Annotated in this window: 21 protein-coding genes; 8 read left to right on the forward strand and 13 right to left on the reverse strand. The window is 63.9% G+C overall.

The window, feature by feature from the left end; genetic code table 11:
• Positions 1-39: 39 nt before the first annotated feature.
• The gene (locus BLU20_RS12805) at positions 40-1,377 is read right to left on the reverse strand and encodes an ABC transporter substrate-binding protein (protein WP_083372751.1); all 1,338 of its coding nucleotides are present in this window, start codon (positions 1,375-1,377) and stop codon (positions 40-42) included.
• Positions 1,355-2,923 carry an ADP-ribosylglycohydrolase family protein gene (locus tag BLU20_RS12810; RefSeq protein ID WP_172829074.1) on the reverse strand — a complete coding sequence of 523 codons (1,569 nt, stop codon included), beginning with the start codon at positions 2,921-2,923 and terminating at the stop codon, positions 1,355-1,357. Before BLU20_RS12810 ends, BLU20_RS12805 begins: the two co-directional genes overlap by 23 nt.
• A 244-nt stretch (positions 2,924-3,167) precedes the next feature.
• On the opposite strand from BLU20_RS12810, the gene BLU20_RS12815 reads away from it, so the two are divergent.
• The gene (locus tag BLU20_RS12815; RefSeq protein WP_231959224.1) at positions 3,168-4,214 is read left to right on the forward strand and encodes a LacI family DNA-binding transcriptional regulator; all 1,047 of its coding nucleotides are present in this window, start codon (positions 3,168-3,170) and stop codon (positions 4,212-4,214) included.
• A 32-nt stretch (positions 4,215-4,246) separates the two neighbouring features.
• Here the strand turns inward: BLU20_RS12815 and BLU20_RS12820 are convergent, their stop codons facing one another.
• The 8 genes from BLU20_RS12820 to rhaI all read right to left on the reverse strand — a co-directional run bounded on the left by BLU20_RS12820 (position 4,247) and on the right by rhaI (position 16,077).
• Positions 4,247-6,985 carry an alpha-mannosidase gene (locus tag BLU20_RS12820; protein WP_083373068.1) on the reverse strand — a complete coding sequence of 913 codons (2,739 nt, stop codon included), beginning with the start codon at positions 6,983-6,985 and terminating at the stop codon, positions 4,247-4,249.
• On the reverse strand, positions 6,985-7,566 hold the full coding sequence (locus tag BLU20_RS12825) for a D-sedoheptulose-7-phosphate isomerase (RefSeq protein WP_083372754.1): 582 nt from the start codon (positions 7,564-7,566) through the stop codon (positions 6,985-6,987). Before BLU20_RS12825 ends, BLU20_RS12820 begins: the two co-directional genes overlap by 1 nt.
• Positions 7,567-7,614: 48 nt before the next feature.
• Complete coding sequence (locus BLU20_RS12830; protein WP_269457199.1) at positions 7,615-8,583, reverse strand: ROK family protein; 969 nt, start codon at positions 8,581-8,583, stop codon at positions 7,615-7,617.
• Positions 8,583-11,588: an alpha-mannosidase gene (locus tag BLU20_RS12835; RefSeq protein WP_197675396.1), complete on the reverse strand. Its 3,006-nt coding sequence runs from the start codon at positions 11,586-11,588 to the stop codon at positions 8,583-8,585. Before BLU20_RS12835 ends, BLU20_RS12830 begins: the two co-directional genes overlap by 1 nt.
• A gap of 98 nt (positions 11,589-11,686) precedes the next feature.
• On the reverse strand, positions 11,687-12,484 hold the full coding sequence (locus BLU20_RS12840) for a carbohydrate ABC transporter permease (RefSeq protein WP_083372756.1): 798 nt from the start codon (positions 12,482-12,484) through the stop codon (positions 11,687-11,689).
• Complete coding sequence (locus BLU20_RS12845) at positions 12,481-13,458, reverse strand: carbohydrate ABC transporter permease (RefSeq protein ID WP_157270488.1); 978 nt, start codon at positions 13,456-13,458, stop codon at positions 12,481-12,483. Before BLU20_RS12845 ends, BLU20_RS12840 begins: the two co-directional genes overlap by 4 nt.
• 15 nt (positions 13,459-13,473) lie before the next feature.
• Positions 13,474-14,823, reverse strand: coding sequence for an ABC transporter substrate-binding protein (locus BLU20_RS12850; RefSeq protein WP_172829076.1), 1,350 nt, complete (start codon positions 14,821-14,823; stop codon positions 13,474-13,476).
• 87 nt (positions 14,824-14,910) lie between these two features.
• A complete protein-coding gene (rhaI, locus tag BLU20_RS12855) occupies positions 14,911-16,077 on the reverse strand; it encodes an L-rhamnose isomerase (RefSeq protein WP_083372759.1) in 1,167 nt (388 codons plus the stop codon).
• 204 nt (positions 16,078-16,281) lie between these two features.
• Between rhaI and BLU20_RS12860 the strand changes: the two genes are divergently transcribed.
• The 3 genes from BLU20_RS12860 to BLU20_RS12870 are packed head-to-tail and all read left to right on the forward strand — an operon-like array spanning position 16,282 to position 19,276.
• On the forward strand, positions 16,282-17,088 hold the full coding sequence (locus BLU20_RS12860; protein ID WP_083372760.1) for a (Fe-S)-binding protein: 807 nt from the start codon (positions 16,282-16,284) through the stop codon (positions 17,086-17,088).
• A complete protein-coding gene (locus BLU20_RS12865; RefSeq protein ID WP_083372761.1) occupies positions 17,085-18,644 on the forward strand; it encodes a lactate utilization protein B in 1,560 nt (519 codons plus the stop codon). Before BLU20_RS12860 ends, BLU20_RS12865 begins: the two co-directional genes overlap by 4 nt.
• Positions 18,641-19,276 (forward strand): LutC/YkgG family protein, encoded by a 636-nt coding sequence (locus BLU20_RS12870; RefSeq protein WP_083372762.1) that lies wholly within the window; start codon positions 18,641-18,643, stop codon positions 19,274-19,276. Before BLU20_RS12865 ends, BLU20_RS12870 begins: the two co-directional genes overlap by 4 nt.
• On the opposite strand, the gene BLU20_RS12875 is transcribed toward BLU20_RS12870, so the two are convergent.
• A complete protein-coding gene (locus BLU20_RS12875) occupies positions 19,273-19,926 on the reverse strand; it encodes a Poxvirus protein I5 (protein WP_157270489.1) in 654 nt (217 codons plus the stop codon). The genes BLU20_RS12870 and BLU20_RS12875 overlap by 4 nt on opposite strands.
• A gap of 132 nt (positions 19,927-20,058) precedes the next feature.
• Here BLU20_RS12875 and BLU20_RS12880 point away from each other — a divergent pair, with 132 nt between their 5' ends.
• The 4 genes from BLU20_RS12880 to BLU20_RS13825 all read left to right on the forward strand — a co-directional run bounded on the left by BLU20_RS12880 (position 20,059) and on the right by BLU20_RS13825 (position 22,930).
• Positions 20,059-20,832: an ABC transporter ATP-binding protein gene (locus BLU20_RS12880; protein ID WP_083372764.1), complete on the forward strand. Its 774-nt coding sequence runs from the start codon at positions 20,059-20,061 to the stop codon at positions 20,830-20,832.
• Between the two features lie 8 nt (positions 20,833-20,840).
• Positions 20,841-21,509 carry a uridine kinase family protein gene (locus tag BLU20_RS12885; RefSeq protein WP_083372765.1) on the forward strand — a complete coding sequence of 223 codons (669 nt, stop codon included), beginning with the start codon at positions 20,841-20,843 and terminating at the stop codon, positions 21,507-21,509.
• 189 nt (positions 21,510-21,698) lie between these two features.
• A complete protein-coding gene (locus BLU20_RS12890; RefSeq protein WP_172829077.1) occupies positions 21,699-22,583 on the forward strand; it encodes a DUF559 domain-containing protein in 885 nt (294 codons plus the stop codon).
• Positions 22,584-22,675: 92 nt separating this feature from the next.
• Positions 22,676-22,930 carry a hypothetical protein gene (locus BLU20_RS13825; protein ID WP_157270491.1) on the forward strand — a complete coding sequence of 85 codons (255 nt, stop codon included), beginning with the start codon at positions 22,676-22,678 and terminating at the stop codon, positions 22,928-22,930.
• A gap of 56 nt (positions 22,931-22,986) precedes the next feature.
• On the opposite strand, the gene BLU20_RS12895 is transcribed toward BLU20_RS13825, so the two are convergent.
• Both BLU20_RS12895 and BLU20_RS12900 read right to left on the reverse strand, forming a co-directional pair.
• Entirely contained in the window at positions 22,987-25,554 is a 2,568-nt protein-coding gene (locus BLU20_RS12895) for an ATP-dependent Clp protease ATP-binding subunit (RefSeq protein WP_029252045.1), read from the reverse strand.
• A 140-nt stretch (positions 25,555-25,694) separates the two neighbouring features.
• Positions 25,695-26,498, reverse strand: a complete 804-nt coding sequence (locus tag BLU20_RS12900) for a YwiC-like family protein (protein WP_172829078.1) — start codon at positions 26,496-26,498, stop codon at positions 25,695-25,697.
• Between the last annotated feature and the right edge of the window lie 141 nt (positions 26,499-26,639).

The raw sequence follows: 26,639 nt of genomic DNA on the forward strand, positions 1-26,639 counted from the left end.
TGGGCAGGCATGGCGTCCGCCCAGTCCCCACGGCCAGATTCATGATCCGTCGATCACCTTCTGAACAACCGCTACCGCATCAGCAGATGAGGATTGTCCGGAGGCGACGCTCGCGAGCTCCGTCTCCAAGGCTGTCTGCACATCAGCGTTTTTGATCTGTCGCGGCCCAGCCATGTCTTCAAGCGCAGGGAGTTGCGCGTCGAGCGCTTTGATCTGCTCAGGAGTTTTCACGTCCGACATGTCAATCGACACCGACTTAAGTGCTGGCTGTTGAAGTGTTTTCCCGATCAATGCTTGGCCGTCGTCCGAGGCCGTCAGCCATTGCACAAATGTCCACGCGGCGTCCGGCTCATCACTGTTCGCCGAGATCGCCCACCCGACATCTGGCCCACCGGCCAGCGAACCTGTCGTTGCATCCGGGACCACGGCCGGGAAGGGATGCGGCGTGAAGATCGTGTCGCTGATCGTCGAGTCTCCGTACGTCTCGGCGTAGGCCGACGTCACGGAGTTTGTCGCATCAGAGTTCTGCCAGGTACCGAACGCGATCATTCCCGCATCACCCTGACGGAAGGCATCCGCTGCGTCCGGATATGCGGCTGATGCAAGCGCCCCCTCTTGGATGATCCCCGCATCGAACAAGTGCTTCCATGCGTCGAATGCCTTGATCATCTCGGGGCTGTCGAACGGCTTGGTACCGCCAATCGAGTCGTAGAATGCACCTGTGTCGATCTGGTTGGCGATTGCCTGGAAGACGTCAAGATTTTGCCACCCATCCTTCGCACCTTGGACGAGGCACGCTTTGTCGATCGCTGCAAGCTTCTCGCAAACGACCTTCCACTCATCAAGTGTGGTCGGCGCCTCCACACCAGCCTCAGCGAGGACAGCATCGTTCGTCCAGATGGTTCCAGCCCCAGTGATCATCCACGGCATAGCAACCTGTTTTTCATCGACAACAAACTGGTCTGTCGCCAACATTTGATCGGTCCAGTCCTCCCCGATCCCTGCTACCGCGAGTGGCGCAAGGTCAGTTGCGAGCGGCGCGAACTGCTCCGACATCGACCCGACCTGCAGCCCGAAAACGTCAGGGCCATCATCGGACTGCAGCGCAAGACGCGAACCATTGACGTAGTCGCTGTACTGAATAAAGCGGTGCTCCACCGTGATCTCCGGGTGCGCGGCCTCGAAACCCTCGAGGTAGTCACCAACAGTGTTCGTGTCGGGATTCCACGACCACCATTGGAGTGTCGCGGTCTCCGAGGTGTCTACCGAATCCTGCTCGGAACTCGCTTCGTCGCCACATGCGGCTGTGCCAAACATGACCGCTGTTATTGTGAAAACGCTGAGTACAGACGTTCTAGCGCGCTGTGTGATCTTCATTGATCGACAACCTCCTGTTGGGTGAAGGGGATGGGAACGTTGCAGCGTCTGCTGCGGGCTCGTGCCCTGAGATACGGAACGCGTTCTCGATCCAGAGTTTGCTGTCGCCTTCGACAAGCGCAATGACCCACTCGCCGAGCGGTCGGTTCTCCGGAGGTCGCGTCACCGCAACGACGAGCTCGTGCACGCCAGGTTCTGCCGCGAAATCGATGAACTGGCCGACGGGCGCCATGTGGGGCGCCGGGAACATGCGCTGAGTGCCCTGCGAACCGTGAAGGTATTCACCGTCGTTCCAGATACGGAAGTGTTCGGTCGTGTTGAACATCAAGCGGACGTTTTCCCGCCCGCGTGCGTCGTATCGAAGTCTGACCATGAGGATTCGATCCTCGAAGTCATCCCGAGAGATGCGCGTCCATGTGCCGGCAAGGGCAGCGGGCTGCCATGGTTGCCGCAACTTCGGAATCCCCGAGCCCTCGGGCGGCAACTCCGACAAATCACGGAGTTCCCATGACTCGTGCGCGGTGTTCGTCCACGCAATGTCAACGGCGATCCGGTGCGCGGCGGGGTCAAATTCAGTGGCTGTCGGCTCCGGCTCGCGTCCGCCGAGTCGCTCAGCGAGGTCGACCACGAGGTCCGTAAACTCGTCCAGCGTCGGAGGCGGAGAGATGCCTGTGATTTCCTCGTTGAGGACAAGGTCGCGCCCAATCGGGGCGAGCCAGCGTTCTGGAATACAGTTTGGATCCAAGATCCCCAGAAGGGCGCCGATCGTCGCCGTGGAACTATCGGTGTCTGCTCCGCAGTTGTTCGTGATGCAGATGCGCTCTTCAAAGTCGTTGCCGGTGAGCCAACCGATGATCACGAACCCCGTGTTCACGCGGACATCCGTGAAGTCAGAGTTGCCGAACTCCGCAACGATGGCCGCGCGAGAAGACTGCCAATGACGGCCGCTTCGAACCAACTCGCGGGCACGGATAACCACATGCGAGATCTCGCTGTCCGACGGCACTCCCGCAAGCGCACCGTCAATCAGCTTGTCAGGGTCTGACTCAATGAAGGCCAATGACTGGAGCCGCGCGAGAAAGACAGGCGCCCAGATTCCGTCACCGTCGTGGTCAAAGCATGCATCCTCGTAGGAGTATGCCGCGGCGAGGTCTGGCGCCCCGGGTGCCAAGCATGCCCATAGTTCAGAGCGGATCGCGGCACCCTCGCCGCAAGTGAACCAGTTGTCAAAGCTACCGGTAAACGGAGGCGCAATTCCCTCGGCAAGGTTTCGCATTCCGACTCCGTACTCATTCCAAGGGAACTCCACGTGATCGCGCCAAGCTGAGGCAAGAACATGCCGGTCGACGATCGGGGCCTCCTGTTTATCCAGCACGCACGCGTAGAGCACCTGGAGATCCAGGTCGTCATTGGGGACCATCTCGGTCGGGACGGGCTCATAGAACGTGGCGTCCAGCGGCCCATCAAGCCCCTCAAACGTCTGACCGAGCGTGCCACCGACCGCCTTACCCATCCAGCAGCCCATGATCTTGTCCTTGTAGCTCATACGGTTTGGCACCTCACGTCTCGACTGTTCATGCACTACACCGGGCATCTGACGGGACGCTAGCTTCAGGCAAGCATCTGGCAGCCGGAGATGAATCGATTCATCAGTCTCTACACTATGAGTCCATCCATGTTTCGTCAACGCCAACGCGCGTCCCCTCAGATCTCTGATCCGCCTCGTCTTCAGACCTCGGCGTTTGAGGAGGCCCCCGGGCGGGTAGCGTGTCCACAAGCCATGCACACGCGTGGGCACGATTATTCGGGAGCCGATTGTGAAGCAGGGACACGCGCGCCGCGCGTCGGTATCGGACGTCGCGCGAGCAGCACACGTTTCCGTCGGGACAGTCTCCAATGTCCTGAACCGACCAGACCAGGTTTCGCCGGCGACTCGGCGACGGGTTGAAGAGGCAATCAAGACGCTATCGTTCGTTCGCAACGGCTCCGCCCGACAACTTCGTGCAGGAACGATCTCTGCTGTCGGAGCGATCGTGCTCGACATCGGCAACCCGTTCTTCACCGACCTTTCGCGTGGTATCGAGGCACGCCTCGACGAGCGAGACCTCACGCTCATGCTGGCAAGCTCACACGAGGACTCGACCCGCGAAGCGCGCTACCTCCGTCATTTCGAAGAGCAAGGAATCCTTGGCGTGATGGTCGTCCCATCGAGCGAATCCACGGACTACCTGCTGCCATTGCAGGAACGTGGAGTCTCTGTCGTCCTTCTTGACCGTCACTCACAAGACCAACGCATCTCTTCCGTGTCAGTCGATGACGTGGCAGGGGGATCACTCGCTGCGCGGCACCTCATCGGCCTGGGCCACGAGAACATCGCGTTGCTCAACGGACCGCACACAATCCGGCAGTGTGCTGATCGATCTGCGGGTGTCGTCGCTGCACTGCACGACGCCGGGCTCGACCCGGCTCACGCACTGTCCGAGATCACCATTGACACGCTGAACGCAGCAGGAGGCGAGGAGGGAATCAGTAGGGCTCTGCGACTGTCCCGTCGACCAACTGCGACCTTCTGCGTCAACGACCTTGTCGCCCTCGGCGCACTACGCAAGCTACGCCGAGAGGGAGTCTCAGTGCCCCACGGCATGGCGGTCGTTGGGTACGACGACGTCGATTTCGCGGCAGAACTCGGTACTCCGCTCACGTCCGTTCGCCAACCCACGTTTGAACTGGGCCATAGAGCAGCATCACTCGTCTTGCCCGGCTCGAACGATCCAACGCAGGTGATCTTTCAGCCGGAGCTGATCGTGCGTTCGTCGTCAGCAGGTTTCGACAGTTGAGGTAGGAACCCGGAGCTCACCGCTCCGTGCCCCTACCTCATGCCTGGAAGCGTGGCTGGACCCGGACCCGAGCCCGAGTCCGTCGACGTGTTGGTCGAGTCGTCCTTCGCTGCGGCCGTGGGCACCTCAGTCCATACCCCGCGAGCACGCGTGCCGATATCCCACTCGACGAGGTCTACCTCGCGAATATCAGCCTGTCGCGCATTCGGGACGACGAAGGTCCTGATCTGGCTCGGTCCAAACTCCGCTTCGATCGTACGGAACCCGTCGAGAACCGGTACCTGAACCCGCACCGTCGTTGTCCCTGGCTGGCCAGTCCATTCGTAGCAGCGAACCACCGCGGAGTCAGTTCCGTCATCCGCGAGATCCTCGCTACCCTTCAACGCGCTCACGAGCACTCCGCCTGGGCCGTCAACTCGCGAGTCCACAGCACCGAACGATCCGACGGGCGGAAGCGCGCCGTCATGGAACGACTCGAACATCGCGCGGGGCTTGGTCCCAACCTCCGCTGCGCGCCGCATGGGATCGGACGCCTCCCAGCCTCCGAGGTGCGGAACAAGCGCATACTCGAATCGCTGGATCCCTTGATCTTGGTAACTGAAGCGATTGGCGTCCTCGAGTTCACGCGGGTCGTGCCAGGAGTACACGGGGGACCGAACGGCTGTGATTCCCATGCTCGGGCTCTCACTGCGAGGCATGGAACTCGCCGGCGACGCGTCGTACGCGTGCTTGGCATTGTTGACCACCGTAAGTCCCGCGTGGCGCTCGCCCACCGTGCCAGAAAGGTCGATCCACGACTGTCCTGGATACTCCACGCCGTCGACAGGACGTTCAACGTGCCCCCACGGGACCTCATATGTCGCCACGGGATTGTCAACGGCCGTAGGGAATCGAAGCTTCAACAGGTGCGCCTTCTCGCGCCAGTCAATCTCCGCGCGCACCTCAAGAGAGTCACTCCCCCGCGACAAGATGAAGTCTTCGATAAGGAGGGACCGTCCCCACGACCGCTCAACTCGGACGCGGACTCGCAGCGGTCCTTCCTCGACAACGACAAGGCGATCCACAGACATTTCAACACCCGGGCCTGCGTACGAGACAACGCGATGACCCCACGTATCCGTTGGATCCTGCGAGATTCGAGCGTGATCGCCAGTTGCACCGGCAATGACGTCAACGCCCTCGTCGAGAAGTAGAAGTTCGGTCAACCACCCAGTCGACGCACCGACCGTTGCACGCAGCCGACCATTGTCCATCGTGATGCTGCCGGAGTGCGGATCAACGTGCACGGCCGGAGCGGGATCAGCATCTACCAGCGGCTCACGGGGCTCGAGCAGTGCACCCACCAGTCGGTAGAGCCGATATCCCAGCGGAGGCACTTCCACCCGGAACGCGGAAGCGCCACGCATCTCGTCGTCTGTGCTTGCCGTCGATTGCACCCGCTGGGAGGGCACTCGTTGCCCCGACTCGTCGACAACAAAGACGCCATTGGGCTCACCCCCGTAGTGGAGTTCAATCACCGTCGTCAACGGCCACGAGTGCGGGTTGAACACAACGACTGGCTGCGTCGCTGTGTCCACGTCGATCTGAATCTGTCGCGCGATAGCATTGTGAGTGCGAGTGATAATCCGCTTCGAAATCGCCACCGCCTCACCCAGCTGATCGCGGACGTCATCGTACGCCGACTCAATCGCAGATCCGGGAAGAATGTCGTGAAACTGGTTCAAACTGACCTGTTCCCACGCGCGAGTGAGGTCATCCCGTGGGTAGGTGATCCCAAACCGCTGAGCTGCCACTGCTCCCCACCGCTCCGCAACAAGTACGTTTGACTGAGCTCGTCGAAGCCATGCCTTAACACCCGAGTGCGCGGAGTAGCAGCCTGGTGCATGGTGTTGAAGTTCCGTCTTCCGGACCGGAAGCGGAGGCTCCGAGGATTCCGCAATCTCAGCACGGAGATCCGCGAAGAACTGCGGCGGTGACGAGAAGATCATCTTCCCGAAAGAACCCATCGCATCGTAGCGCCGGATTGACTCAATATTGTCAATCGTCGGACCACCCCCATGGTTTCCGACACCGTAGAAAACCATCTTGTGGCCAGAAAGCGATCCGATCTGCCCCAGCGCCTTCTCAGTCTGTCGAGCGACCGGGCCAGCAGGAGACATGTATTCGTACGGAATCCGCCACGCGAGTACTCGCGACCCGTCGGGAGACTCCCACCAAAATGCACTTTCTACCAGGTCCGATTCATGTGGCCCAGGGCGGAGGAACGTGTAGGCGTCCATACCTTGGAGCTGCAGAATCTGCGGAATCATCCCGTTATGGCCAAACGGATCCACGTTCATTCCCACAGGCGCAGGCTTTCCGAAACGAGACTGTAGGTACCGCTGTCCCAGGAGCCCCTGCCGCGCGAAGGACTCCCCTGTCGGGATATTGCAGTCGGGTTCGACCCACCAACCACCGACGTTGACCCAGCGCCCCTCGGCAACGCGTTCACGAATCCGCTCAAAGAGGATCGGGTCAGACTCTTCGATCCATGCCAAAAGCACAATTTGGTCGCACGTGAAAACGAAATCCGGGTACTCGTCCATCCGGTTGATCGCAGACCAGAACGTTGCCCGCGCCTCCTGATAGGCCTCTTGCCACGGCCACAGCCAGACAAGGTCGAGGTGCGCATTGCCAATCATATGAAGCGTCCGATCGCGTGCAGCACTCGGTCGCTCGAATTCGCCCGGGGTCGGCCTGGACGACGGATTCGACTCAGGTGCTCTGTTCATCACGCTGCAGGCTCCTCACCGGCGGCCCACGCGTCCAACCGCTCCGAGAGCATATGAAGCATGAGTGTGTGCATCTCTTGGATTCGTGGCGTCAGCGTTGATGGCGATGCGAGTTGATAGTCGGCGAACTCAGCAGATGGCCCACCATCTGCGCCGCTAAAGAGAAGTGTCGTCGCACCGCGTGCCTTGGCTGCAGCCAGCGCGCTGACAACATTCGCCGACCGGCCCGACGTCGTAAAGGCTGCAACGACATCATGCGGTCTCGCAAGCGCTAGAACCTGCCGGGAGAAACAATCGTCGTACGAGTAGTCGTTGGAAATGCAGGTCATGGTCGTCGGGTCCGTGGAGAGAGTCACTGCCGGTAGTGGCTTTCGGTCGCGCTTATAGTGACCGATTACCTCACCCGTGAAGTGCTGAGCATCTGCGGCGGATCCCCCGTTGCCGAAAGTGTACAGAACCCCGCCATTTTCAAATTGGCTGCACAACATGTCGCTGGTCGCGAGAATTTGAGGCAGCAAGTCCGCCATATTGTCAACAACATCTCTGTGCTGCTTGAGATGCTGGAAGATCCACGATTTCATCCGAAGCCTGCTTTCATTCGAGGAGCGTGCCAGCATGCTCCAAGGTGGCTAATTCCTCGCGAGACGTGCGAGTCCGTCCTGTGCAATCGCGCCAGCACCTACGAGCCCGACGAGGTCCCCGAGCTCCGCGAGCCGGACCGAAATTGTTGCGGCTACTGGCCGCATGGCGTGTGCAAGCACGAAATCTCGGACAGGATCGAGAAGCATCTTGCCCGAGCGCGTTACCCCGCCACCGAGTACGAGAACTTCTGGTTCGAAGACATTAGCCAGGTCGGTGCACGCCTGCGCCAGAAGCTCTGTCGTTTCGTCCCAGATCTCGCGCGCCACTTCATCGTCGACCTGAGCCAAGCGCGTGACGTCCACTGCCGTCGACGATGCCGTGAGGCCGGTTGAGCGCCTTGACGCTGCGGCAATCTGAGCCGCTTCTCGACCCCGGAGACCAATGGAGGTTCCAGAACAGTACGCCTCGAGGCACCCGTATCGGCCACAACTACATGCCCGTCCACCCGGACGAACCGTGATATGTCCGTGCTCTCCACCGTTGCCGGCAGAGCCCCGCATGAGGCGCCCGTCAACGACAGAACCACCGCCGATCCCGGTCGATACCGTGAGATAGACAAGAGTCGACGATCCCCGCCCCGCACCGAAGTGAAATTCACCGAGCGCCGCAGCAGTCGCATCATTTTCCAGGAACGCTGGCACGGAAAACTCGTCAGCGAAAAGGTCAGTGATCGAGACGTCCACCCAGTCGGGAAGGTGAAGCGGTGACCGCAGGATTCCCGACGCAGCGTCCAAGGGCCCACCGCAGGAAATCCCGACTGCGTCGAAGTCTCCAATATGCCTCGTGGCTCCGACCACGCGACGGGCCATATCAGAGAGGTGATCAAGTACTGCGTCAACGCCGCGCTCTTTGTGCGTCGGCTCAATGATGGCTCCGTGCATAGCACCGTCGGGAGACATCATCCCGACTGCGAGTTTGGTACCCCCGACATCGATCGCAAGGATGTTCCTGGCCACTAGCCCCCCTCGAAGTTACGTTCTGCGTCTGACAACTCCACGCGGAACGTACGGATCTGGAACGGAGAAAAGGTCAGCGACTGTGTCAGATCAAGGTCAGCACAGATGCGGTTCTCGAGAAGATCCACATCGTAGACAGCATCAGCGTCGACGCTGACAGAGAACTGAACCTCTTGTCGCGCGCCTAGAGATTCGTACGCACGGACGATGAAATCGCCCGACCTGTCGTCTGCCATCTTCACGGTGTCGATGACTACGCCGCGACCCCGAAATTCCGCAAGAGCAGGTACCGGCGTTCCTCCCGAGACCTCTCGTGCCGAATCCGTGAACTCGTATCCTGCGCGAACAGCGTCCTCGATGTCAGCTCCGACGTGCACCGCGTAGCGGAAAGTGTGCGCCCCCTGGTCCGCCTTAGGATCCGGGTAGCGAGGCCCGCGCACCAATGACAGTTCAACACTGGTGCGAATACCCCCCGAATCCCTCGAGCCAACCCGTCGGACCGAATGCCCATATGTTCGGTCGTTGATGACGGCGACGCCATACCCCGGCTCCCCCACGTGTACCCAACGGTGCGCGCACGCCTCAAACTTTGCCGTATCCCACGACGTGTTGGTGTGTGTGGTTCGGTAGGTGTGCCCGAATTGCGTCTCAGCCGCCCATCGCTCAGTGGACAGCGCAAGCGGGAACTCGACCTTGAGCAGTCTGTCTCGTTCATGCCAGTCCACCCTGGTCGTGAAATCGACCTGCGCACTCCCCGCAGTCACGACGATCTCTTGCGACGCGGTCGAGCTACCGAACGCCCGATCGACCACGAAAGCGCACCGTGATCCACGTTCTTCAATTCGAGCTGAGACAACCGAATCAACATCCAAACCAGTCGCTCTATATCCCGCATCAATGTCCCACGCATCCCATTTTGTTGGCACGTCGCGGTAGATTCTTAAAAGGTTCCCGCGATCACCATTAGAAATAACGCGCCGGCTGCGCTGCAAGTCGGTCAATTCAACGACGGTACCGTCTTCCGCGATCGCTACACGAACGACTCCGTTATCCAGAATGACCAAGCCGTCAGAAGAGTGCGCGGAGACTGCACCATCTCGAACGACAGGCGTACTGATCGAGTGCCCACTGACTCCACTGCGGGCAAATGGCGATGCATTCGCAATGGATGCGCCAGGCCCAGGACCCGACAGCGCAACGAGAGAGGACTCAACAATCGAGACCAGTTCAGACTCAACACGAGCATACGTTTGCTCTGCCTCGTTGTGCACCCACGCAATTGAAGTCCCGGGCAAAACGTCATGGAATTGAAGGACAAGAACCTCTTGCCATAGTCGTTCAAGCGCATGAAACGGATAGTCTTGATCCGCACGTACTCGAGCTTGCGTCGCCCATAGTTCCGCTTCACGGAACAGTTGCTCGACTCGTCTGTTTCCACACTTGGTTCGAGCTTGCGACGTATATATTCCTCGGTGAAACTCAAGGTACATTTCACCGAGCCAAACCTGAGGGTCGGCGAATTCTTGCTCGACCTGGTCGAAGAATTTCACCGGCGAACTGACCTCAACCCGTGCAGATCCTTCGAGGTCGCGCATACGCGCCGCACGCTCCATCATCTCACGAGTCGGTCCACCACCGCCGTCTCCGAATCCGAAAGGTAGAACCGAACGATTCACCCAACCCTTGTCGGCGAAATTAGACGCAGCGTGTGCTACGTCAGCAACCGTGACGTTGGAGTTGTACATGTCTGCACTGGGGAAGTGCGTGAGAACCCGACTTCCGTCGATCCCCTCCCACCAAAATGTGTGGTGGGGGAACTTGTTCGTGGTGTTCCACGAGATCTTTTGCGTGATGAAGCGGTGATAGCCCGCTAGTTTCAGTATTTGAGGCAAGGCAGCGCTATACCCAAACGAGTCGGGGAGCCAACCAACCTTCGCGACATCACCGAACTTCTCCTCGAAGTAGCGAGTCCCAGTCACCAGCTGCCGAACCAAGGACTCTCCACTCGGCATGTTGACGTCCGACTCAACCCACATTCCACCAACCGGGAGGAATCGCCCTTCGGCAAACCGCGCAGACAGACGCCTGAACAGGTCAGGGTGGTCCTCTTCGAGCCAGGCGAATTGCTGCGCGCTGGACATCGCATAGAGTAAATCAGGGTCCTCATCCATCAACTGCAGCACGTTCGCAACCGTCCGTGCGACCTTGCGACGTGTCTCTCGCAGCGGCCATAGCCATGCCGAATCGATGTGCGCGTGACCGATCGCATTCAGAATGTGCGCTGAGCCAACCGCCGGTTGGTCCAGAACGGCTACGAGAGCCTGCCGTGCGGCTCTACTAGTGGCACCGACATCATGCACATCGAGTACGTTGAGGGACGCCTCGAGTGCCACGAGGATTTCCCACCTGCGCGCCGACTCTGCAGGCAGCGACCGGGCAAGTTCCGAGAGGACCTCAAGATCGTGAATGAGAGCGCGCGCACCCTCATCCACGAGAGCGAGCCGTGAGTTACCCAACACGTACTGCGGTCGGAGGCCCGCGGTCGCTGGGTCGCCCAATGGAGTCGGAGCGAAGACAAGCTCGTCCTGAACCTTCGGGAGCAGCACAGGGTTTGACGCGGCCTCCACAATGTAGGCCACGTCGAGCGCACCTACCTCGACCGGCAACCACCGAGACTGGGGGTTGAGCGCCTTCACCGCTTCGCCGCTCTCGGCGTATGCGATGCCCTCGACCTGAAACCCTTCCATCTCATCGTTGAACCCGAGTTCAACGATCAGTTCGGTCCTCCGGCCCCGCCATTCGACTGGAACATCTGCCCGGATACTCAGCCACGTCGTCCCCCACGGCGCGCCCCACGCATCCCCAGGACTTCGCGGCGTGAACCGATTCCGCAACGCAGTGGCGAAGGAGACGGGCTCGCCGGGCGCCTCCCACGCTGTGCATTCCGCTGCGACCGAGGCCGCTTCCACGGCGGGGTAGATGTATGACGTGAGCGTGCGGTTCACCCTCGCAAGGGTGGCCGCTGAATCTCGATGCATGACGCGACTCCATTCTCCAAGAAACGTGACTCCGAATGCCCATGTCCACCCGGCGCAGGTCTCAGCTACTTAATGGCCCCCGCCGTCATACCTTTCTCGAAGAACTTCTGGAATACGAGATAGAGGATCACGACTGGTAAACTAATGAGGACGAGCGCAGCAAAGATCTTCGGCTGATCTGATCCGTAGGTACTTGTGAAGTACATCGGGATGGTTGTGACGGTCTGCATATTCGGATCCTGCAGGAAGATCAGAGGCAGGAAGAACTCGTTCCATGCGCCGAGGAAGGTCCATACAACGACGACAGCGCTGATCGGCTTCGCGAGAGGGAGAACGATACGGATTAAGGTCGAGAATGACGAACAGCCGTCAATCGTTGCAGCTTCCAGAACCTCAGTAGGGATTGACTGCATGTAGTTGCGCGTGAGCAGCAATGTGAATGGCGTCGTAGTCGCGGCGAGTGGGATGATCACAGCCAGATAGTTGTTGAACATGCCGAGCGCCTGAACTCCGATGAATAGTGGAACTATGAGCGCAATGTTCGGTAGAATCAAACCGACGAGGATCGCATTGAAGACTAACTTCTTGCCTTTGAAGCCCATTTTCGCGAAAGCGTACCCAGCGAGCATCGTGATCACGTAGACGATAGATATGACGCCAATTGCAATAATTGCGCTGTTCATAGCTGACCGCAGAATCGGCGTGGTCGTTAGAACTGTGGAGTAGTTCTCGTAGAACCCTGCACCTTCAAACGACTTGCTGACAATCGCAACCAATGGAAAGAGAAAGGGGATTGCAATGAGTGTGGCGACAATCTGAGCGATCAGAAGCTTTCCTGGATTCAGACGTTCTAGCATTGTCATTCCTCCCCAAACTTGTAAGCCCGCAACTGTACAGTAGTCAACGCCAATGCAAGAACGAGCAAGACCATCGCAAGCGCCGCTGAATAGCCAGCGTGGTAAAGATCAATGACCTGCTCGTAAATGTACGTTCCCAGGAACTCAGTACTCCGTCCCGGACCGCCACCGGTGGTCAGGAAAACGACATCGAACGTCTTGAGCGAACCGATGACGCCCGTGAGGGCAAGAGTCGCGTGCGTCCCCTTCAACTGAGGAACGACGACGTACCACAAAGTCTTAAAGAACCCAGCACCGTCGATCGATGCAGCATCGATAACGTTCTGGTCGACCTGCGACAACGCTGCTTGGTAAAGAATGAAACTGAATCCAGTCCACTGCCAGATATTGATACCGATGATCGCATATAGGGCAATCGATGGGTCTGCGAGCCATCCGATATCGACGTTAAACCCGAAGATATTTATGAACGAGTTGAGGGAACCGTCGGGACTCAAGATTCCCCGGAACGCCGTGGCAACAGCTGACGGTGCCAGGACGACCGGCAGGAACATAATGACCTTGTAGATCGGTCGCATCTTGAGTCCTGGTCCGCTCAGGAGGACTGCCATGATCAGACCGAGGAATGCCTGAATCAAGATTGACCCGATGGCAAAGATCACTACGTGCTTGAGCGCTGTCCAGAATACTGGATCGTGATAGATCGCTATGTAATTTTCGAATCCTACGCTTGTGGCATTGTCGTCGATTCCGTTCCAGTCAAGCGTACTGACATAACCCGTATATCCGATCCCCACGTAAATTATTCCAACTATGAGGATCAGAGCTGGAAGAATGTAGAGCCACGGGGTGTAGCGCCCGTGCAGCGGAGTGCGACGGGCAGGGCGACGCGTCGTTGTTGTCAACTTCAATGCCCCGGCATCAACATGCTGAGTTGTAGTTTCCATGGTTTGCGGTACCGGACCCGATGGGCCCGGCACCGCGCTCCTTTCTAACTATGACGCGTCGATGGCTGCTTGGACCGACTTGGCGGCATCCTCCGCGCTCAGGCCTTCCGTGGCTGTACTGGCGAGTGCCTGGTAGAGCGCGTTCTCGATGTCCGCGTTCGGGAAGCTCCCCGATCCGGACTCATCGGCCATCGCGGTCGCCTGCGAGTCGAGTGCGGGGTTCTGAAGTTCTGGATCGACGAGATCGCTACGGTCGATCTCCGCCGAGACGAGTGCAGGAGTCTGCAATGTCGATCCGATCTTGTCTTGAGCGGCATCGCTAGTCGTCAGCCAGTCAATAAAGGTCCAAGCAGCTTCTTTCGCATCCGACTCTTCAGAGATCGCCCAGGCAATATCCGGCCCGACACGCAGTATGTCTGTCGCCATCGGGCTGTCTACTACCGTCGGGAACGCGCCAGAGGTGAATACCTGGTCATTGGCCACATCACCGTAGGTCTCAACGTTTCCGTCTCGTGCAGCCTTCGTCATGTTGCTGTTGTTCCAGGTGCCTAGGGCGATCATTCCTGCCTCGCCTCTATTGAACTCGTCGTATGCATCCGGGTACTGCGCGAGTCCGAATGCACCGTCCTCAATAATTCCCTCGTCAAATAGCGACTTCCAGGCCTCGAAGCCCTCGATGAACTCTGGCGAGTCAAACGGGACTTCGCCGGCTGCGGCGTCCCAGACAATTCCGGGACTGATCTGATTCATGATCGCCACATAAATATCACGGTTGAAGTCTGAGGACTTTGCACCCTGCGTGAAGCAGGTCTTGTCGATCGCCTCAATCTTCTCGCAGGTCTTCTTCCATTCGTCGAGGTTCGTCGGGTACGTAGCGCCCGCCTCGTCGAATACGGTCTGGTTGTACCAGAGGGTTCCACCGCCAGTAACCATCCAGGGAAGAGCCACCTGCTTGTCGTCGACTCGCAGCTGGTCTTCACCGAGCAACTGGTCCTGCCAGTCGGCCCCAATATTCTCTTCGGCAAGCGGTGCGAGGTCAATGGCCGCAGACCCGAACTGGTCCGCCATTGGTCCATAGTTTAAGCCAAAGACATCTGGGCCCGAAGGTGTCGTGATCGCGAGTCTCAGCGCATTCGCATAGTCGTCGAACGCAATATAGCGGTAGTTGATGGTGATATCGGGGTGCTCTTTGTTGAAGAGGTCCACCCAATCACCAACAACTGCCTGGTCTGGGTTCCAGGTCCACCAATCAACGGTTTTGTTGGCACTGGTGTCCTCAGAGGCGTCAGCGTCGTCAGCACCTGAGTTTGAGCATCCCGCGAGCGCGCCCACACTCAGGGCAGCAACAGTGACGGCTGCGATTACCTGCTTCTTGCTCCGTCGGTTGAGATTCGTCATCAAATCCATCCTCACTGTAGTTTCAGGCCACACCATCGTGTGCCTTCTGCACTGCACCGATCGAAACCGATCGGTTCGGCAAGCTGCTTACGCGCCCCAGCTCGCTTGGCGCCCGCCTTGTCTAGTTTCAACGTTCCGCGTGTCGTAGCCACTCTCTCGGTGCGCGGCCATCGGGTTTCCTGGGAGCCCCCTACTCTCTCGCCACGCAAAGAGCGCCTCACGCACGTCGGTTGCATATGCGTCCATGTACACCTCGTTCGCTCGGAGAACATCGCCTGCGGACCGCGCTTCCGCGAGCGCGCATTGATCGATCAGAAGTACACGTGCCGTCATTTCTTGGACGTTGAGCACACTGCGGATCTGGCCCTCGATCTTGTTCTCGATGTTGTGGCATTCATCGAGCATGAATGCCACGGAAGACGCTGACCCAAATCCACCTCCCCGGACAACCTCGGCAATTATCCGAAAGAGTTGGAACGGATCAGCTGCCCCAACTATCAAGTCGTCGTCTGCGTAGAACCGCGAGTTGAAGTCGAAAGAGCCTAGTTTCCCTGCTCGCAAGAGTTGCATCACGATGAACTCGATATTCGTGCCGGGTGCGTGGTGTCCTGTGTCAAGACAGACAAGGGCTCGGTCACCGAGCTCCTGTACCTGAATGAGGCTTGTACCCCAGTCCGGCACGTCCATGTGGTAAAAGGAAGGTTCGAAGAACTTGTACTCAAGAACCATGCGCTGCGACTCGCCCAGCCGGGCATAGATAGACGACAGGGATTCCGCGAGCCTGTCCTGGCGGGCACGCATGTCATCTTGTCCGGGGTAGTTCGTTCCGTCGGCGAGCCAGATCTTCAGGTCCTGTGAGCCCGTCGCGTCCATGATTTCGATGCACTCGAGGTGATGATCAATTGCCTTTTGGCGGATGCGCGGATCTGAGTGCGTCAAGCTGCCGAACTTGTAGTCCGCGTCCTGGAAAGTGTTCGAGTTAATCGTTCCGAGCCGGAGACCGTTTTCGGTGGCATGTGCCGCGAGTTCGCCATAGTCGTCGACCTTGTCCCAGGGGATGTGTAGAGCAACGGAGGGCGTGAGTCCCGTCATCCGGTGCACCTGCGCGGCATCGGAGATCTTCTCGAAGGGATCACGAGGGACACCAGGCGTCTCGAATACACGGAAGCGAGTGCCTGCGTTCCCAAATGCCCACGACGGCAGTTCGATCTCTTGGCTCGCGAGCTGCTCAGCCACAGCGGAGAGATCCGGCATATGCGCTCCTCCTTGAACGGCGCCGAGTCGCTTATGAATCGATTCAGCGTTAGGCTTGGAGAGTATCCCGCGCCCCTGGTGCTGTCAACGCGGTCGTGATCATCGCCTCCTCTTTCAGCCGTGACGTGTCAAGCGACGCAGGCATGAGGTCAAGCAGATGTCGACGCTGGCGAGCTTGGGCCGCATCGCTATGCAAGGAGCCGCATGCGCATCGCCCTGTTCGCGACCTGCGTCGCCGACGCCATGTTCCCCGGCGCACCCCGCGCCACCGTCCGACTCCTCGAGAGGCTCGGCCACACCGTCGTCTTCCCCGAGAGCCAGGCGTGCTGCGGGCAGATGCACGTCAACACCGGCTACATGGACGAGGCACTCCCCGTCGTCCGCAACCACGTCCAGACGTTCGACCCGGTGCTGACCGGGGCCTGGGACGCCGTCGTCGTCCCGTCCGGCTCGTGCACCGGCTCGATCCGGCACCAGCAGGCGATGGTGGCCCGCCGTGCGGGGGACGAGGACCTGGCGACGCGCGCCGAGTCCGTCTCCGCCCGGACCTACGAGCTCTCCGAGCTCCTCGTCGACGTCCTCGGCGTCACCGACGTCGGCGCGTACTTTCCCCACCGCGTCACCTACCACCCGACCTGTCACTCGCTGCGGATGCTGCGCGTCGGAGACCGGCCCGAGACGCTGCTCCGCGCCGTCGAGGGGATCGACCTCGTCGACCTCCCGCAGGCGGACGGCTGCTGCGGGTTCGGGGGGACGTTCGCACTGAAGAACGCCCCGACGTCGTCCGCGATGCTCGACGACAAGTGCGACGCCGTCGACTCGACCGCCGCCGACGTCCTCGTGGCCGGCGACCGCTCGTGCCTCCTGCACATCGGCGGCGGGCTGTCCCGACGAGGCTCGGCCACGACGACGCTGCACCTCGCGGAGGTGCTCGCCTCGACGCGCGAACGCCCGACCCCCCTGTCGGACGCCCCCCGGACCCGCACCCGCCCGGTCGGAGGGCCGCGATGAGCACGTTCCTCGGACTCCCCCGCCACCGGTCCAGCACGCCCGACGAGGGGCCGCTCGGCCCGGTCCCGCACGCCGACGACCCCCTGCGCTGGGGCGACCCCTTCCCCGTCGCCGCCCGGCGCGCGCTCGACGACGCGCAGATGCGCCGCAACCTGGGCCACGCGACGTCGACCATCCGGGAGAAGCGCGCGAGCGTCGTCGGCGAGGTCCCGGACTGGGAGGCCCTGCGCGACACCGGATCGGCCGTCAAGGGCGACGTGATGGCCCGGCTGCCGGAGCTGCTCGTCCAGCTCGAGGAGAACGTCACCGCCCGCGGCGGCACCGTCCACTGGGCCCGGGACGCCGACGAGGCGAACGCGATCGTCACCCGGATCGCCCGCGAGCGGGCCGTCGACGAGATCGTCAAGGTCAAGTCCATGGCCACGCAGGAGATCGGCCTCAACGAGGCGCTCGCCGAGGCGGGGATCGCGGCCGTCGAGACGGACCTCGCCGAGCTGATCGTGCAGCTCTCCGAGGACATGCCCTCGCACATCCTCGTCCCCGCCATCCATCGCAACCGCGAGGAGATCCGCCGGTTGTTCCTGGCCCGCATGGAGGACGCGCCCGACGACCTTGGCGACGCTCCCCGCGAGCTCGCGGAGGCCGCGCGGGTACATCTGCGACGCAAGTTCCTCTCGGCGCGGATGGCCGTCTCGGGCGCGAACTTCGGGGTCGCCGACTCGGGGACGCTGACCGTCGTCGAGTCCGAGGGCAACGGCCGGATGTGCCTGACGCTGCCCGAGACGCTCGTGACCGTGATGGGGATCGAGAAGGTCGTGCCGACGTTCACGGACCTCGAGGTCTTCGGCCAGCTGCTGCCCCGCTCGTCCACGGGCGAGCGGATGAACCCGTACACGTCGCTGTGGACCGGCGTGACGCCGGGCGACGGCCCGCAGGACTTTCACCTGATCCTGCTCGACAACGGGCGCACCCGCGCCCTCGCCGACGACGTGGGCCGCGCGGCGCTGCACTGCATCCGCTGCTCGGCATGCCTGAACGTCTGCCCCGTCTACGAGCGGGTCGGCGGGCACGCCTACGGCTCGGTCTACCCGGGCCCGATCGGCGCGGTGCTGACACCGCTCCTGACCGGCGCCGGGACCGAGGACGCGCCGTACGGCGACGTCAACGCCTCCCTGCCCTACGCCTCGACGCTGTGCGGCGCCTGCTTCGACGCGTGCCCCGTCAAGATCGACATCCCGTCCCTGCTCGTGCACCTGCGGGCCCGCGACGTCGACTCCCGCCGCGAGCGCACGGTGCCGACCGGGTGGGACGGTGCGATGAAGGCCGCGAGCTGGGTGATGTCCGACGGCGCACGGCTCGGCCGGGCAGAGAAGGGCACCGCGGCGCTGCGCGTGCTGGCAGGCCGCAAGGGGTACGTCGGCACGCTCCCGCCGCCGATGTCGGCGTGGACGGCATCGCGCGACCTTCCCGCGCCACCGCGGCAGAGCTTCCGGGACTGGTGGGCGGACGAGCACGACGGGAACGACGGAGACGGCGCAGCGGAGGAGAACGCATGAGCGACGCACGGACGCAGATCCTCGGGAGGGTCCGCGAGGCGTTGGGGGCTGACGAGCTCGACGTACCCGTCCCCCGCGAGTACCGGGTCACGGGCGATCTCGCGCCGGGGTCCGACGACGTCGTCGACCTTCTCGTCGACCGCCTCGTGGACTACCGCGCGACCGTCCACCACGCGACGACCCCGACCGTCGCCGAGACCGTCGCTGCGTTGATCGCCGACGCGGGGACCGTCGTCGTGCCCACCGGTCTCGACGCTGCCTGGCGGGCCGACTGGGTGCCGGAGGTGCTCGAAGACTCTCGCGAGGAATCCCTCGACGTCGCCACGCTCGACACGGCGGGCGCCGTCGTGACCGCCGCCCGCGTGGCCTGCGCCGACACCGGGACGATCGTGCTGGACGGAGAGCCCGACCAGGGACGCCGGGCGATCACCCTCGTGCCGGACGTGCACGTCTGCGTGCTGCGGGCCGACCAGGTGGTCCATCTTTTGCCCGAGGCGATCCGGATGCTCGCACCCCACCCTGCACGCCCGATCACCTGGATCTCCGGGCCGAGCGCGACCAGCGACATCGAGCTCAGCCGCGTCGAGGGAGTGCACGGACCCCGGACCCTGCACGTGGTGATCGTCCGCTAGATCCCCCGACGTGCGCGCCGCGCCTCCACACCGAGGAGCACGACCGCGAGCACGGCACCGACGAGCACGACCAGCGGCCGGTAGGCGTAGACCAGACCGATGCAGCCGACGACGGCGAGCGCGACCAGGAGCGAGCCCGACCAGTCCGCGACGGTGCGGTCCCAGGCGAGACGGGAGAGCTCGGCGAAGCGGGGCGACGGCTCGCGCCGCAGGCCCGTCGTGCGCGACCACGCCGCCGCGGAGCGGACCACGACGACGGCGACCCCGAGGGCGAGGACCAGCGTCGCCACCACCACGGCGCCCGCGCCCGGCAGGGAGCCCGACCGTGCCATCAGGAGGTTCAGGTTCACGACGACCACCAGAGCCGGCAGCACCAGACCCGCGGGCCACAGCACCCGCAGGCTCCGGCCGAGGTCCCGCCAGTACAGTGCCAGGCGCGTGTCGCGGCCCGTCACGTGCCGGCGGAGGTGCGCGACGCCCGCCGCGAGCGCCGCGGGGAACGTCACCAGCAGGAGGCTGCCGATGAACGTCAGGAGCGCGACGAGCAGCCACTCGCCGACGAACGACAGGCCGGCGCGCCCGGCCCGTTCCTCCTTGGCCGCGGCTGCCTCGCGCGAACGGGACTCGTCGGGTCCGTGGCTGGTGCTCATGCCCGCACGGTACGCGAGCACCGACGTCCGGCGCCGTGCTGCTCACGTCCGCGAGCGACCGGCGACCACCTCTCAGGATTCCTGGGTACCGTTTGACCTACCGCTTGCACCGACCCCGAGGGAAGACGCCGCATGCCCCACCCCCAGACCACGCTCAGCGCCCGCGACCTGTGGGCCGGTGAGTCGTCCGACGTCGTCCGCGGTGTCTCGCTCGACCTCACCCCCGGGCAGTCACCCGTCGGGCTGATCGGGCCGATGGGGTCCGGGAAGTCGAGCCTCCTCTTCGCGATGCTCGGACTCACGAAGCCCCGCGGCGGGACGGTCACGTGGGGCGGATCCACCGTGCACCGCCTGCGCGGGAGCAGGAAGAAGCAGTTCGGTGCCGCGGTGCGCCGCGTCTCCCAGAACGGCATCCCGGTGGCCGACCGGCGCTCCACCGCGTCCCGGGAACTCACGCGTGCGCTGACCACGGCGCGGCGGACCGGCCGCTCCAGCTCCACGACCGTCGAGGACCTCATGGACCTCGTCCTGCTCGGGCCCCAGCACGACTCCCGGCCCATCTCGACGCTCTCCGGCGGCGAGCAGCAACGGCTCGCCCTCGCACTCGCGCTGGCCACCCGCCCGGAGATCCTCGTGCTCGACGAACCCCTGTCGGCGGTCGACCCGGCCATGCGCGGCGAGATCGCACGTCTGCTCAGCTCCGTGGTCGAGGACGACGGGATCGCCGTGCTCCTCGCCACCCACGACCTCGAGCTCGTCGAGCGTCTCTGCCCCACCGTGCACGTCCTGGCCGACGGGACGTTCGTGGCGTCGGGGTCGATGCGCGACATCCTCGCCGCACCCGAGCACCCGGCCGTGCGCGACCTGGCCGAGGCCGCGCCGCGCGCGGTCCAGCGCTTTCGGTAGGCCGCGCGATGTCGACCACACCGACCGGTCCCGACGAGACGCCCGTCGAGCCCGTCGAGACGCTCTTCGACCTCCCCGAGCACGTCCGCCGTCCTCGTGCACGCGTCGTCCTGATGACGGGTGCCTCCGGGTCGGGCAAGACGTCTCTGACGCGTCGCCTCGGCATCCCCGTCGTCGAGCTCGACGAGTTCTACCGGGACCAGGACCATCCGGACATGCCGAAGCGGTTCGGGATCGTGGACTGGGACGACCCGCAGAGCTGGGACGCCGACGCGGCCGTGGCGGCGCTCGTCGAGCTGTGCACAACTGGCGAGGCCGACATTCCGATCTACGACATCCCGAGCTCGCGCCGTACCGGAACGACCCGGTTGGACGTCAGCGAGGCGCCGCTCGTGCTCGCCGAAGGGATCTTCGCTGCGCACATCGTCGACCGTCTGTGCTCCGAGGGCGTGCTGGCGGATGCGATCTGTTTGGCCCGACCCGCCGTCGTCACCGCCTGGTTCCGCCTCCTGCGGGACCTCGGCGAGCGCCGCAAGCCACCGTTGACGCTGGTGCGCCGCGGCTGGGGCCTGATGCGCGACGAACCGCGTCTGGTGCGCGAGTGGACCGCGCTGGGCTGCCGGCCGTGCACCCCGACGCGGGCCGAGGCCGACCTTCGCGCGCTCCTCTCTTCCTAGCTCCGCCGCTGTCTGCCGAGCGGCACGTTCTGGTCGCTTCGGCGGATCCATCGCGACAACAACGTGCCACTCGGCAGCACTGCGGACCGCGCCGTCCACGGGCCCGGGTCCACGCTGCAAATCGGAGCCCGCCGTCCACAGATCGACTCCATGCCCGTCGGCTGGTGGGGAACCCGCGACCCTGGTGCGATGGCTCACCCACCGCGCCCGGTCCCGCACGCACTCCGGCTGCATCCCAGGAGTCGGCGCGACGCGCTCGACCACACGACGCCCGGACACCTGCGCGGCCCTGCCTTCACGACGCTGACGCGGGGGATCTACGTCGCGGCCGGCAGTCCGCTCGACCACGGCACGCGGATCCGCGCCGCGCGTGCCGCACTCGGCGAGGACGCGGTCGTCTCCGGGCTCAGCGCGCTCTGGGCACACGGCATCGACCTCGCCGAGGTCTCGTCTCCGGCGCAGATGACCCTGGCGAGACGGGTCCGCCGACGCGCGGAGATCGAGGTCAGCCGGGCGTCGCTCGCGCCGAGGGAGATCGTCCGGACCGCGTTCGGCCGCACGACGTCACCAGCCCGGACGGCGTTCGACGTCGGACGTCTCCTCCCGGTTCCTCGCGCCGTCGCCGCTCTCGACATGTTGGCGCGCGTCGATCCCGCAGCTGTCTCTGCGACCCGGGCGCTGGCTGCGACCCGTCCCGGCGCGCGAGGAATCCGGATGCTGCGTCAGGCCCTCGACCTCGTCGACCCCGGGTCAGAGTCGCCCCGGGAGTCGCGCCTGCGCGTGCTCCTGGTGCTCGCCGGGCTTCCCCGTCCGCAGACGCAGGTCGTCGTCACCCACCGCGGATCGTTCGTCGCGCGTGTCGATCTCGGCTGGCCCGAGCTCCGGGTGGCCGTCGAGTACGACGGGGCGCACCACGACACCCCGGAGCGGATCCGGCGCGACCGCGACCGGCTCAACCGGCTCAGGCTCGCGGGGTGGACCGTGCTCGTCGTCGACCGGCATCAGCTCCGACACCCCGACCGGGTGGTCGCGATGGTGCGCTCGGCGCTCGCGACGGCCGCACCGCGACCGTGACCGTGACCGTGACCCGCACCGAGCAGCACGGACCGGCACCAAGCAGCGCCCAGCAGCGCCGAGGGGCACGTTCTGGTCGTCACGACGCTGCCGTGACGACCAGAACGTGCCCCTCGGCAGCGGCAGACGCACGGCAGACGCACCGCAGGCGCTCGGCACCGGGGAGGCGAAGCGCGGCCGCACCCGGTGGCGGACCGCAGGCCGCTGACGGACGGTGGCCGCTGACGGACGGTGGCCGCACCCCGCTGGCGGACCGCAGCCGCACACAGATGACCGACGGCACCGCGATCTCCCGCGAGCGGCCGACGACTCCGCTCACCGACGACGACGGCCCCGCCCCTCCGTGAGGAGGAACGGGGCCGTCGTCGTGGGCGCCCGAGGGCCCCGGGTCGTGCGGGACCGGTCAGGCGCCGGCTTCCATCTCGCCGGTCGGCGGCAGGTCGCTCGTCGACACGCCCGTGGGGGCGTCGAGAGCGGCGGCCGCGCCGACCGAGATCGGGCCAGACTCGTGGTCGGACTTCGGGATGCCGCGGAAGGTGAACTCTCCGAGCAGACCCTCGCCCTCGGCGTCGACGATCACGACCTCGCCGGCCTTGAGCTCCGAGAACAGGATCTTCTCGGACAGCACGTCCTCGATGTCCCGCTGGAGCGCACGACGCAGCGGTCGGGCACCGAGCACCGGGTCATAGCCCTTCTCGGCGAGCAGCGTCTTGGCGGCGGGCGTGAGCTCGATGCCCATGTCCTTGTCCTGCAGACGCTTGTCGAGCTTGGCGACCATCAGGTCGACGATCTCGACGATCTCGGGCTGCGTGAGCTGCGGGAAGACCACCACGTCGTCGACACGGTTGAGGAACTCGGGGCGGAAGTGCTGCTTGAGCTCCTCGTTCACCTTCGACTTCATCCGGTCGTAGGACGTCGAGAGGTCGCCGCCGGCGTTGAAGCCGGTCTGGACGCCCTTGGCGATGTCCCGCGTGCCGAGGTTGGTCGTCATGATGATGACCGTGTTCTTGAAGTCGACGACACGGCCCTGGGAGTCGGTGAGTCGACCGTCCTCGAGGATCTGCAGCAGCGAGTTGAAGATGTCGGCGTGCGCCTTCTCCACCTCGTCGAAGAGGACCACGGAGAACGGACGGCGGCGCACCTTCTCGGTGAGCTGGCCACCCTCGTCGTAGCCGACGTAGCCGGGGGGCGAGCCGAAGAGCCGCGAGACCGTGTGCTTCTCCGAGAACTCGGACATGTCGAGCTGGATGAGAGCGTCCTCGTCGTCGAAGAGGAACTCGGCGAGGGCCTTTGCGAGTTCCGTCTTCCCGACGCCGGTCGGGCCGGCGAAGATGAACGACCCACCCGGACGCTTCGGGTCCTTCAGGCCTGCGCGGGTACGGCGGATCGCCTGCGAGAGCCCCTTGATGGCGGCCTCCTGCCCGACGACGCGCTTGTGCAGCTCGTCCTCCATGTGGAGCAGGCGCGAGGACTCCTCCTCGGTGAGCTTGACGACGGGGATGCCGGTCGACATCGCGAGCACCTCGGCGATGAGCTCTTCGTCGACCTCGGAGATCGTGTCGAGGTCGCCGGCCTTCCAGGCCTTCTCCTTGTCGGCACGCTCTGCGGTCAGCTGCTTCTCGGTGTCGCGGAGGCCCGCGGCACGCTCGAAGTCCTGCTCGTCGATCGCGGACTCCTTGTCACGACGCGCGTCGGCGATGCGGTCGTCGAGCTCCTTGAGCTCCGGCGGCGCCGTCATGCGACGGATGCGCAGACGCGCGCCCGCCTCGTCGACGAGGTCGATCGCCTTGTCGGGCAGGAACCGGTCGTTGATGTACCGGTCGGCGAGCGTCGCGGCGGCCACGAGCGCCGCGTCGGTGATCGAGACACGGTGGTGCGCCTCGTAGCGGTCGCGCAGACCCTTGAGGATCTCGATGGTGTGCGGCAGCGTCGGCTCGTTGACCTGGATCGGCTGGAAGCGGCGCTCGAGCGCGGCGTCCTTCTCGATGTGCTTGCGGTACTCCTCGAGGGTGGTCGCACCGATCGTCTGGAGCTCACCGCGGGCGAGCATCGGCTTGAGGATCGAGGCGGCGTCGATAGCGCCCTCGGCGGCCCCTGCTCCGACGAGGGTGTGGATCTCGTCGATGAACAGGATGATGTCGCCGCGGGTGCGGATCTCCTTGAGGACCTTCTTGAGCCGCTCCTCGAAGTCACCGCGGTAGCGGGACCCGGCGACGAGCGAGCCGAGGTCGAGCGTGTAGAGCTGCTTGTCCTTCAGCGTCTCCGGGACGTCGCCGCGGACGATGTCCTGGGCGAGGCCCTCGACGACGGCGGTCTTGCCGACGCCGGGCTCGCCGATGAGGACGGGGTTGTTCTTGGTGCGGCGCGACAGGACCTGCATGACGCGCTCGATCTCGAGCGAGCGACCGACGACCGGGTCGAGCTTCGACTCGCGCGCGGCCTGGGTGAGGTTGCGGCCGAACTGGTCGAGCACCGCGGACCCGGAGGGCTGCCCCTCCTGCGGGCCGCCTGCGGCGACGGCAGGCTCCTTGCCCTGGTAGCCCGAGAGCAGCTGGATGACCTGCTGGCGGACCTTGTTCAGGTCGGCGCCCATCTTGGTCAGCACCTGCGCGGCGACACCCTCGCCCTCACGGATGAGGCCGAGCAGGATGTGCTCGGTGCCGATGTAGTTGTGGCCGAGCTGCAGGGCCTCGCGCAGCGAGAGCTCCAGCACCTTCTTGGCGCGCGGCGTGAACGGGATGTGGCCGCTGGGGGCCTGCTGTCCCTCGCCGATGATCTCGGTGACCTGCGAGCGCACGCCGTCGAGCGAGATGTCGAGGGACTCGAGCGCCTTGGCGGCGACTCCCTCTCCCTCGTGGATCAGGCCGAGCAGAATGTGCTCCGTGCCGATGTAGTTGTGGTTCAGCATCCGCGCCTCTTCTTGGGCGAGGACGACGACCCGACGGGCTCGGTCCGTGAATCTCTCGAACATGGCTGCTCCCTCACGAGCGGCTTACACCTGAGTGCTGATCAGGCCTGACCGCAACGACTGTATAGGGGCACAACGGCCCGCACCCCCTCGGTATGCCGATGTTCGCCAGCGGCATACCGATCCGACGTCGCGGCGGCCGTTCAGAGCATCGGTGCGGCGGGCAGCCAGATCGCGACGACGGTCACGGCCAGGCTCATCGCAAGCTCGCCGACGCCCAGCTGCGCGGGGCTCGCCGTCGTGAACCGGGGGACGACGTCGGCCCGCACCGCGGCGACGAGGAGCACCACGGCGGCCGGCCACACGGCGAGTCCGGCAAGCGCCAGGGCGGTGCAGGCGACCACGCCGACGCCGACGTGGAAGAAGACCGAGGCGCGCCGGTAGGCAGGCTCCCCGCGCCGTCGGATCATGCTCTTGACGTACGGGACGGTCCCGAGGAAGTAGGCGAGCACGACGGCGAAGATCGCCCAGACCTGCCCGGCGCCGAGGAGGTACGGGGGTTCGGCGACGCGCCCCACGTCCGCGACGACGAACGAGACCGGGATCATGAGGCAGGCCGCGAGGATGGTCACGCCGTCGTTCAGGACCGAGCGGTCCTTGCGGCGGTACGAGCACCAGAGGCTGACCGCGACGAGCGGGAGGTAGACGGGAACCCACCAGGCGAGCGCGGGCACGAGCGCGACAAGGGCAACCCCCAGGGGCAGCACGGCCAGGGTGTAGGCGCGCGCGGGCGGCAGGAACCGGCTCTTGAGGTGCGACTTGACCCAGCGACCGATCGCGAAGAACGCGAAGTACCCGAGGAACCAGGTCAGCGCGAGGAGCAGGTGCGTCCACGCGAACCCGGAGAGCACGACGCCGACGACCAGGGGTACGGCGAGCATCGCCCAGGCCCCGTGCTGGTCCGGGATCCACCCGGCTGTGCGCCGTCGTGCGGGTTTCGTCGCCACGCCACCCATCATGACACATCGGCTGTCTGCGTCAGATAGAGAGAACAGCTTCGAGCGGCCCGGCGCCGACACGCGCGGTTGCCGTTGACCTCGCGAGCGCACGGGGGCAGTCTCGGAGTACCACGGCGACCGGTTGGAGAA

It is taken from the genome of Paraoerskovia marina, assembly GCF_900105445.1.
GTDB lineage: Bacteria > Actinomycetota > Actinomycetes > Actinomycetales > Cellulomonadaceae > Paraoerskovia > Paraoerskovia marina.

What these genes read in the sequence shown, in the direction of transcription:
- BLU20_RS12890 (WP_172829077.1), top strand. Translation starts at nt 21,699, where the DNA reads ATGGCTCACCCACCGCGCCCGGTCCCGCACGCACTCCGGCTGCATCCC.
- BLU20_RS12895 (WP_029252045.1), bottom strand. Translation starts at nt 25,554, where the DNA reads ATGTTCGAGAGATTCACGGACCGAGCCCGTCGGGTCGTCGTCCTCGCC.
- BLU20_RS12810 (WP_172829074.1), bottom strand. Translation starts at nt 2,923, where the DNA reads ATGAGCTACAAGGACAAGATCATGGGCTGCTGGATGGGTAAGGCGGTC.
- BLU20_RS12865 (WP_083372761.1), top strand. Translation starts at nt 17,085, where the DNA reads ATGAGCACGTTCCTCGGACTCCCCCGCCACCGGTCCAGCACGCCCGAC.
- BLU20_RS12840 (WP_083372756.1), bottom strand. Translation starts at nt 12,484, where the DNA reads ATGACAATGCTAGAACGTCTGAATCCAGGAAAGCTTCTGATCGCTCAG.
- rhaI (WP_083372759.1), bottom strand. Translation starts at nt 16,077, where the DNA reads ATGCCGGATCTCTCCGCTGTGGCTGAGCAGCTCGCGAGCCAAGAGATC.
- BLU20_RS12820 (WP_083373068.1), bottom strand. Translation starts at nt 6,985, where the DNA reads ATGAACAGAGCACCTGAGTCGAATCCGTCGTCCAGGCCGACCCCGGGC.
- BLU20_RS12860 (WP_083372760.1), top strand. Translation starts at nt 16,282, where the DNA reads ATGCGCATCGCCCTGTTCGCGACCTGCGTCGCCGACGCCATGTTCCCC.
- BLU20_RS12885 (WP_083372765.1), top strand. Translation starts at nt 20,841, where the DNA reads ATGTCGACCACACCGACCGGTCCCGACGAGACGCCCGTCGAGCCCGTC.
- BLU20_RS12850 (WP_172829076.1), bottom strand. Translation starts at nt 14,823, where the DNA reads ATGACGAATCTCAACCGACGGAGCAAGAAGCAGGTAATCGCAGCCGTC.
- BLU20_RS12805 (WP_083372751.1), bottom strand. Translation starts at nt 1,377, where the DNA reads ATGAAGATCACACAGCGCGCTAGAACGTCTGTACTCAGCGTTTTCACA.
- BLU20_RS12825 (WP_083372754.1), bottom strand. Translation starts at nt 7,566, where the DNA reads ATGAAATCGTGGATCTTCCAGCATCTCAAGCAGCACAGAGATGTTGTT.
- BLU20_RS12870 (WP_083372762.1), top strand. Translation starts at nt 18,641, where the DNA reads ATGAGCGACGCACGGACGCAGATCCTCGGGAGGGTCCGCGAGGCGTTG.
- BLU20_RS12880 (WP_083372764.1), top strand. Translation starts at nt 20,059, where the DNA reads ATGCCCCACCCCCAGACCACGCTCAGCGCCCGCGACCTGTGGGCCGGT.
- BLU20_RS12875 (WP_157270489.1), bottom strand. Translation starts at nt 19,926, where the DNA reads ATGAGCACCAGCCACGGACCCGACGAGTCCCGTTCGCGCGAGGCAGCC.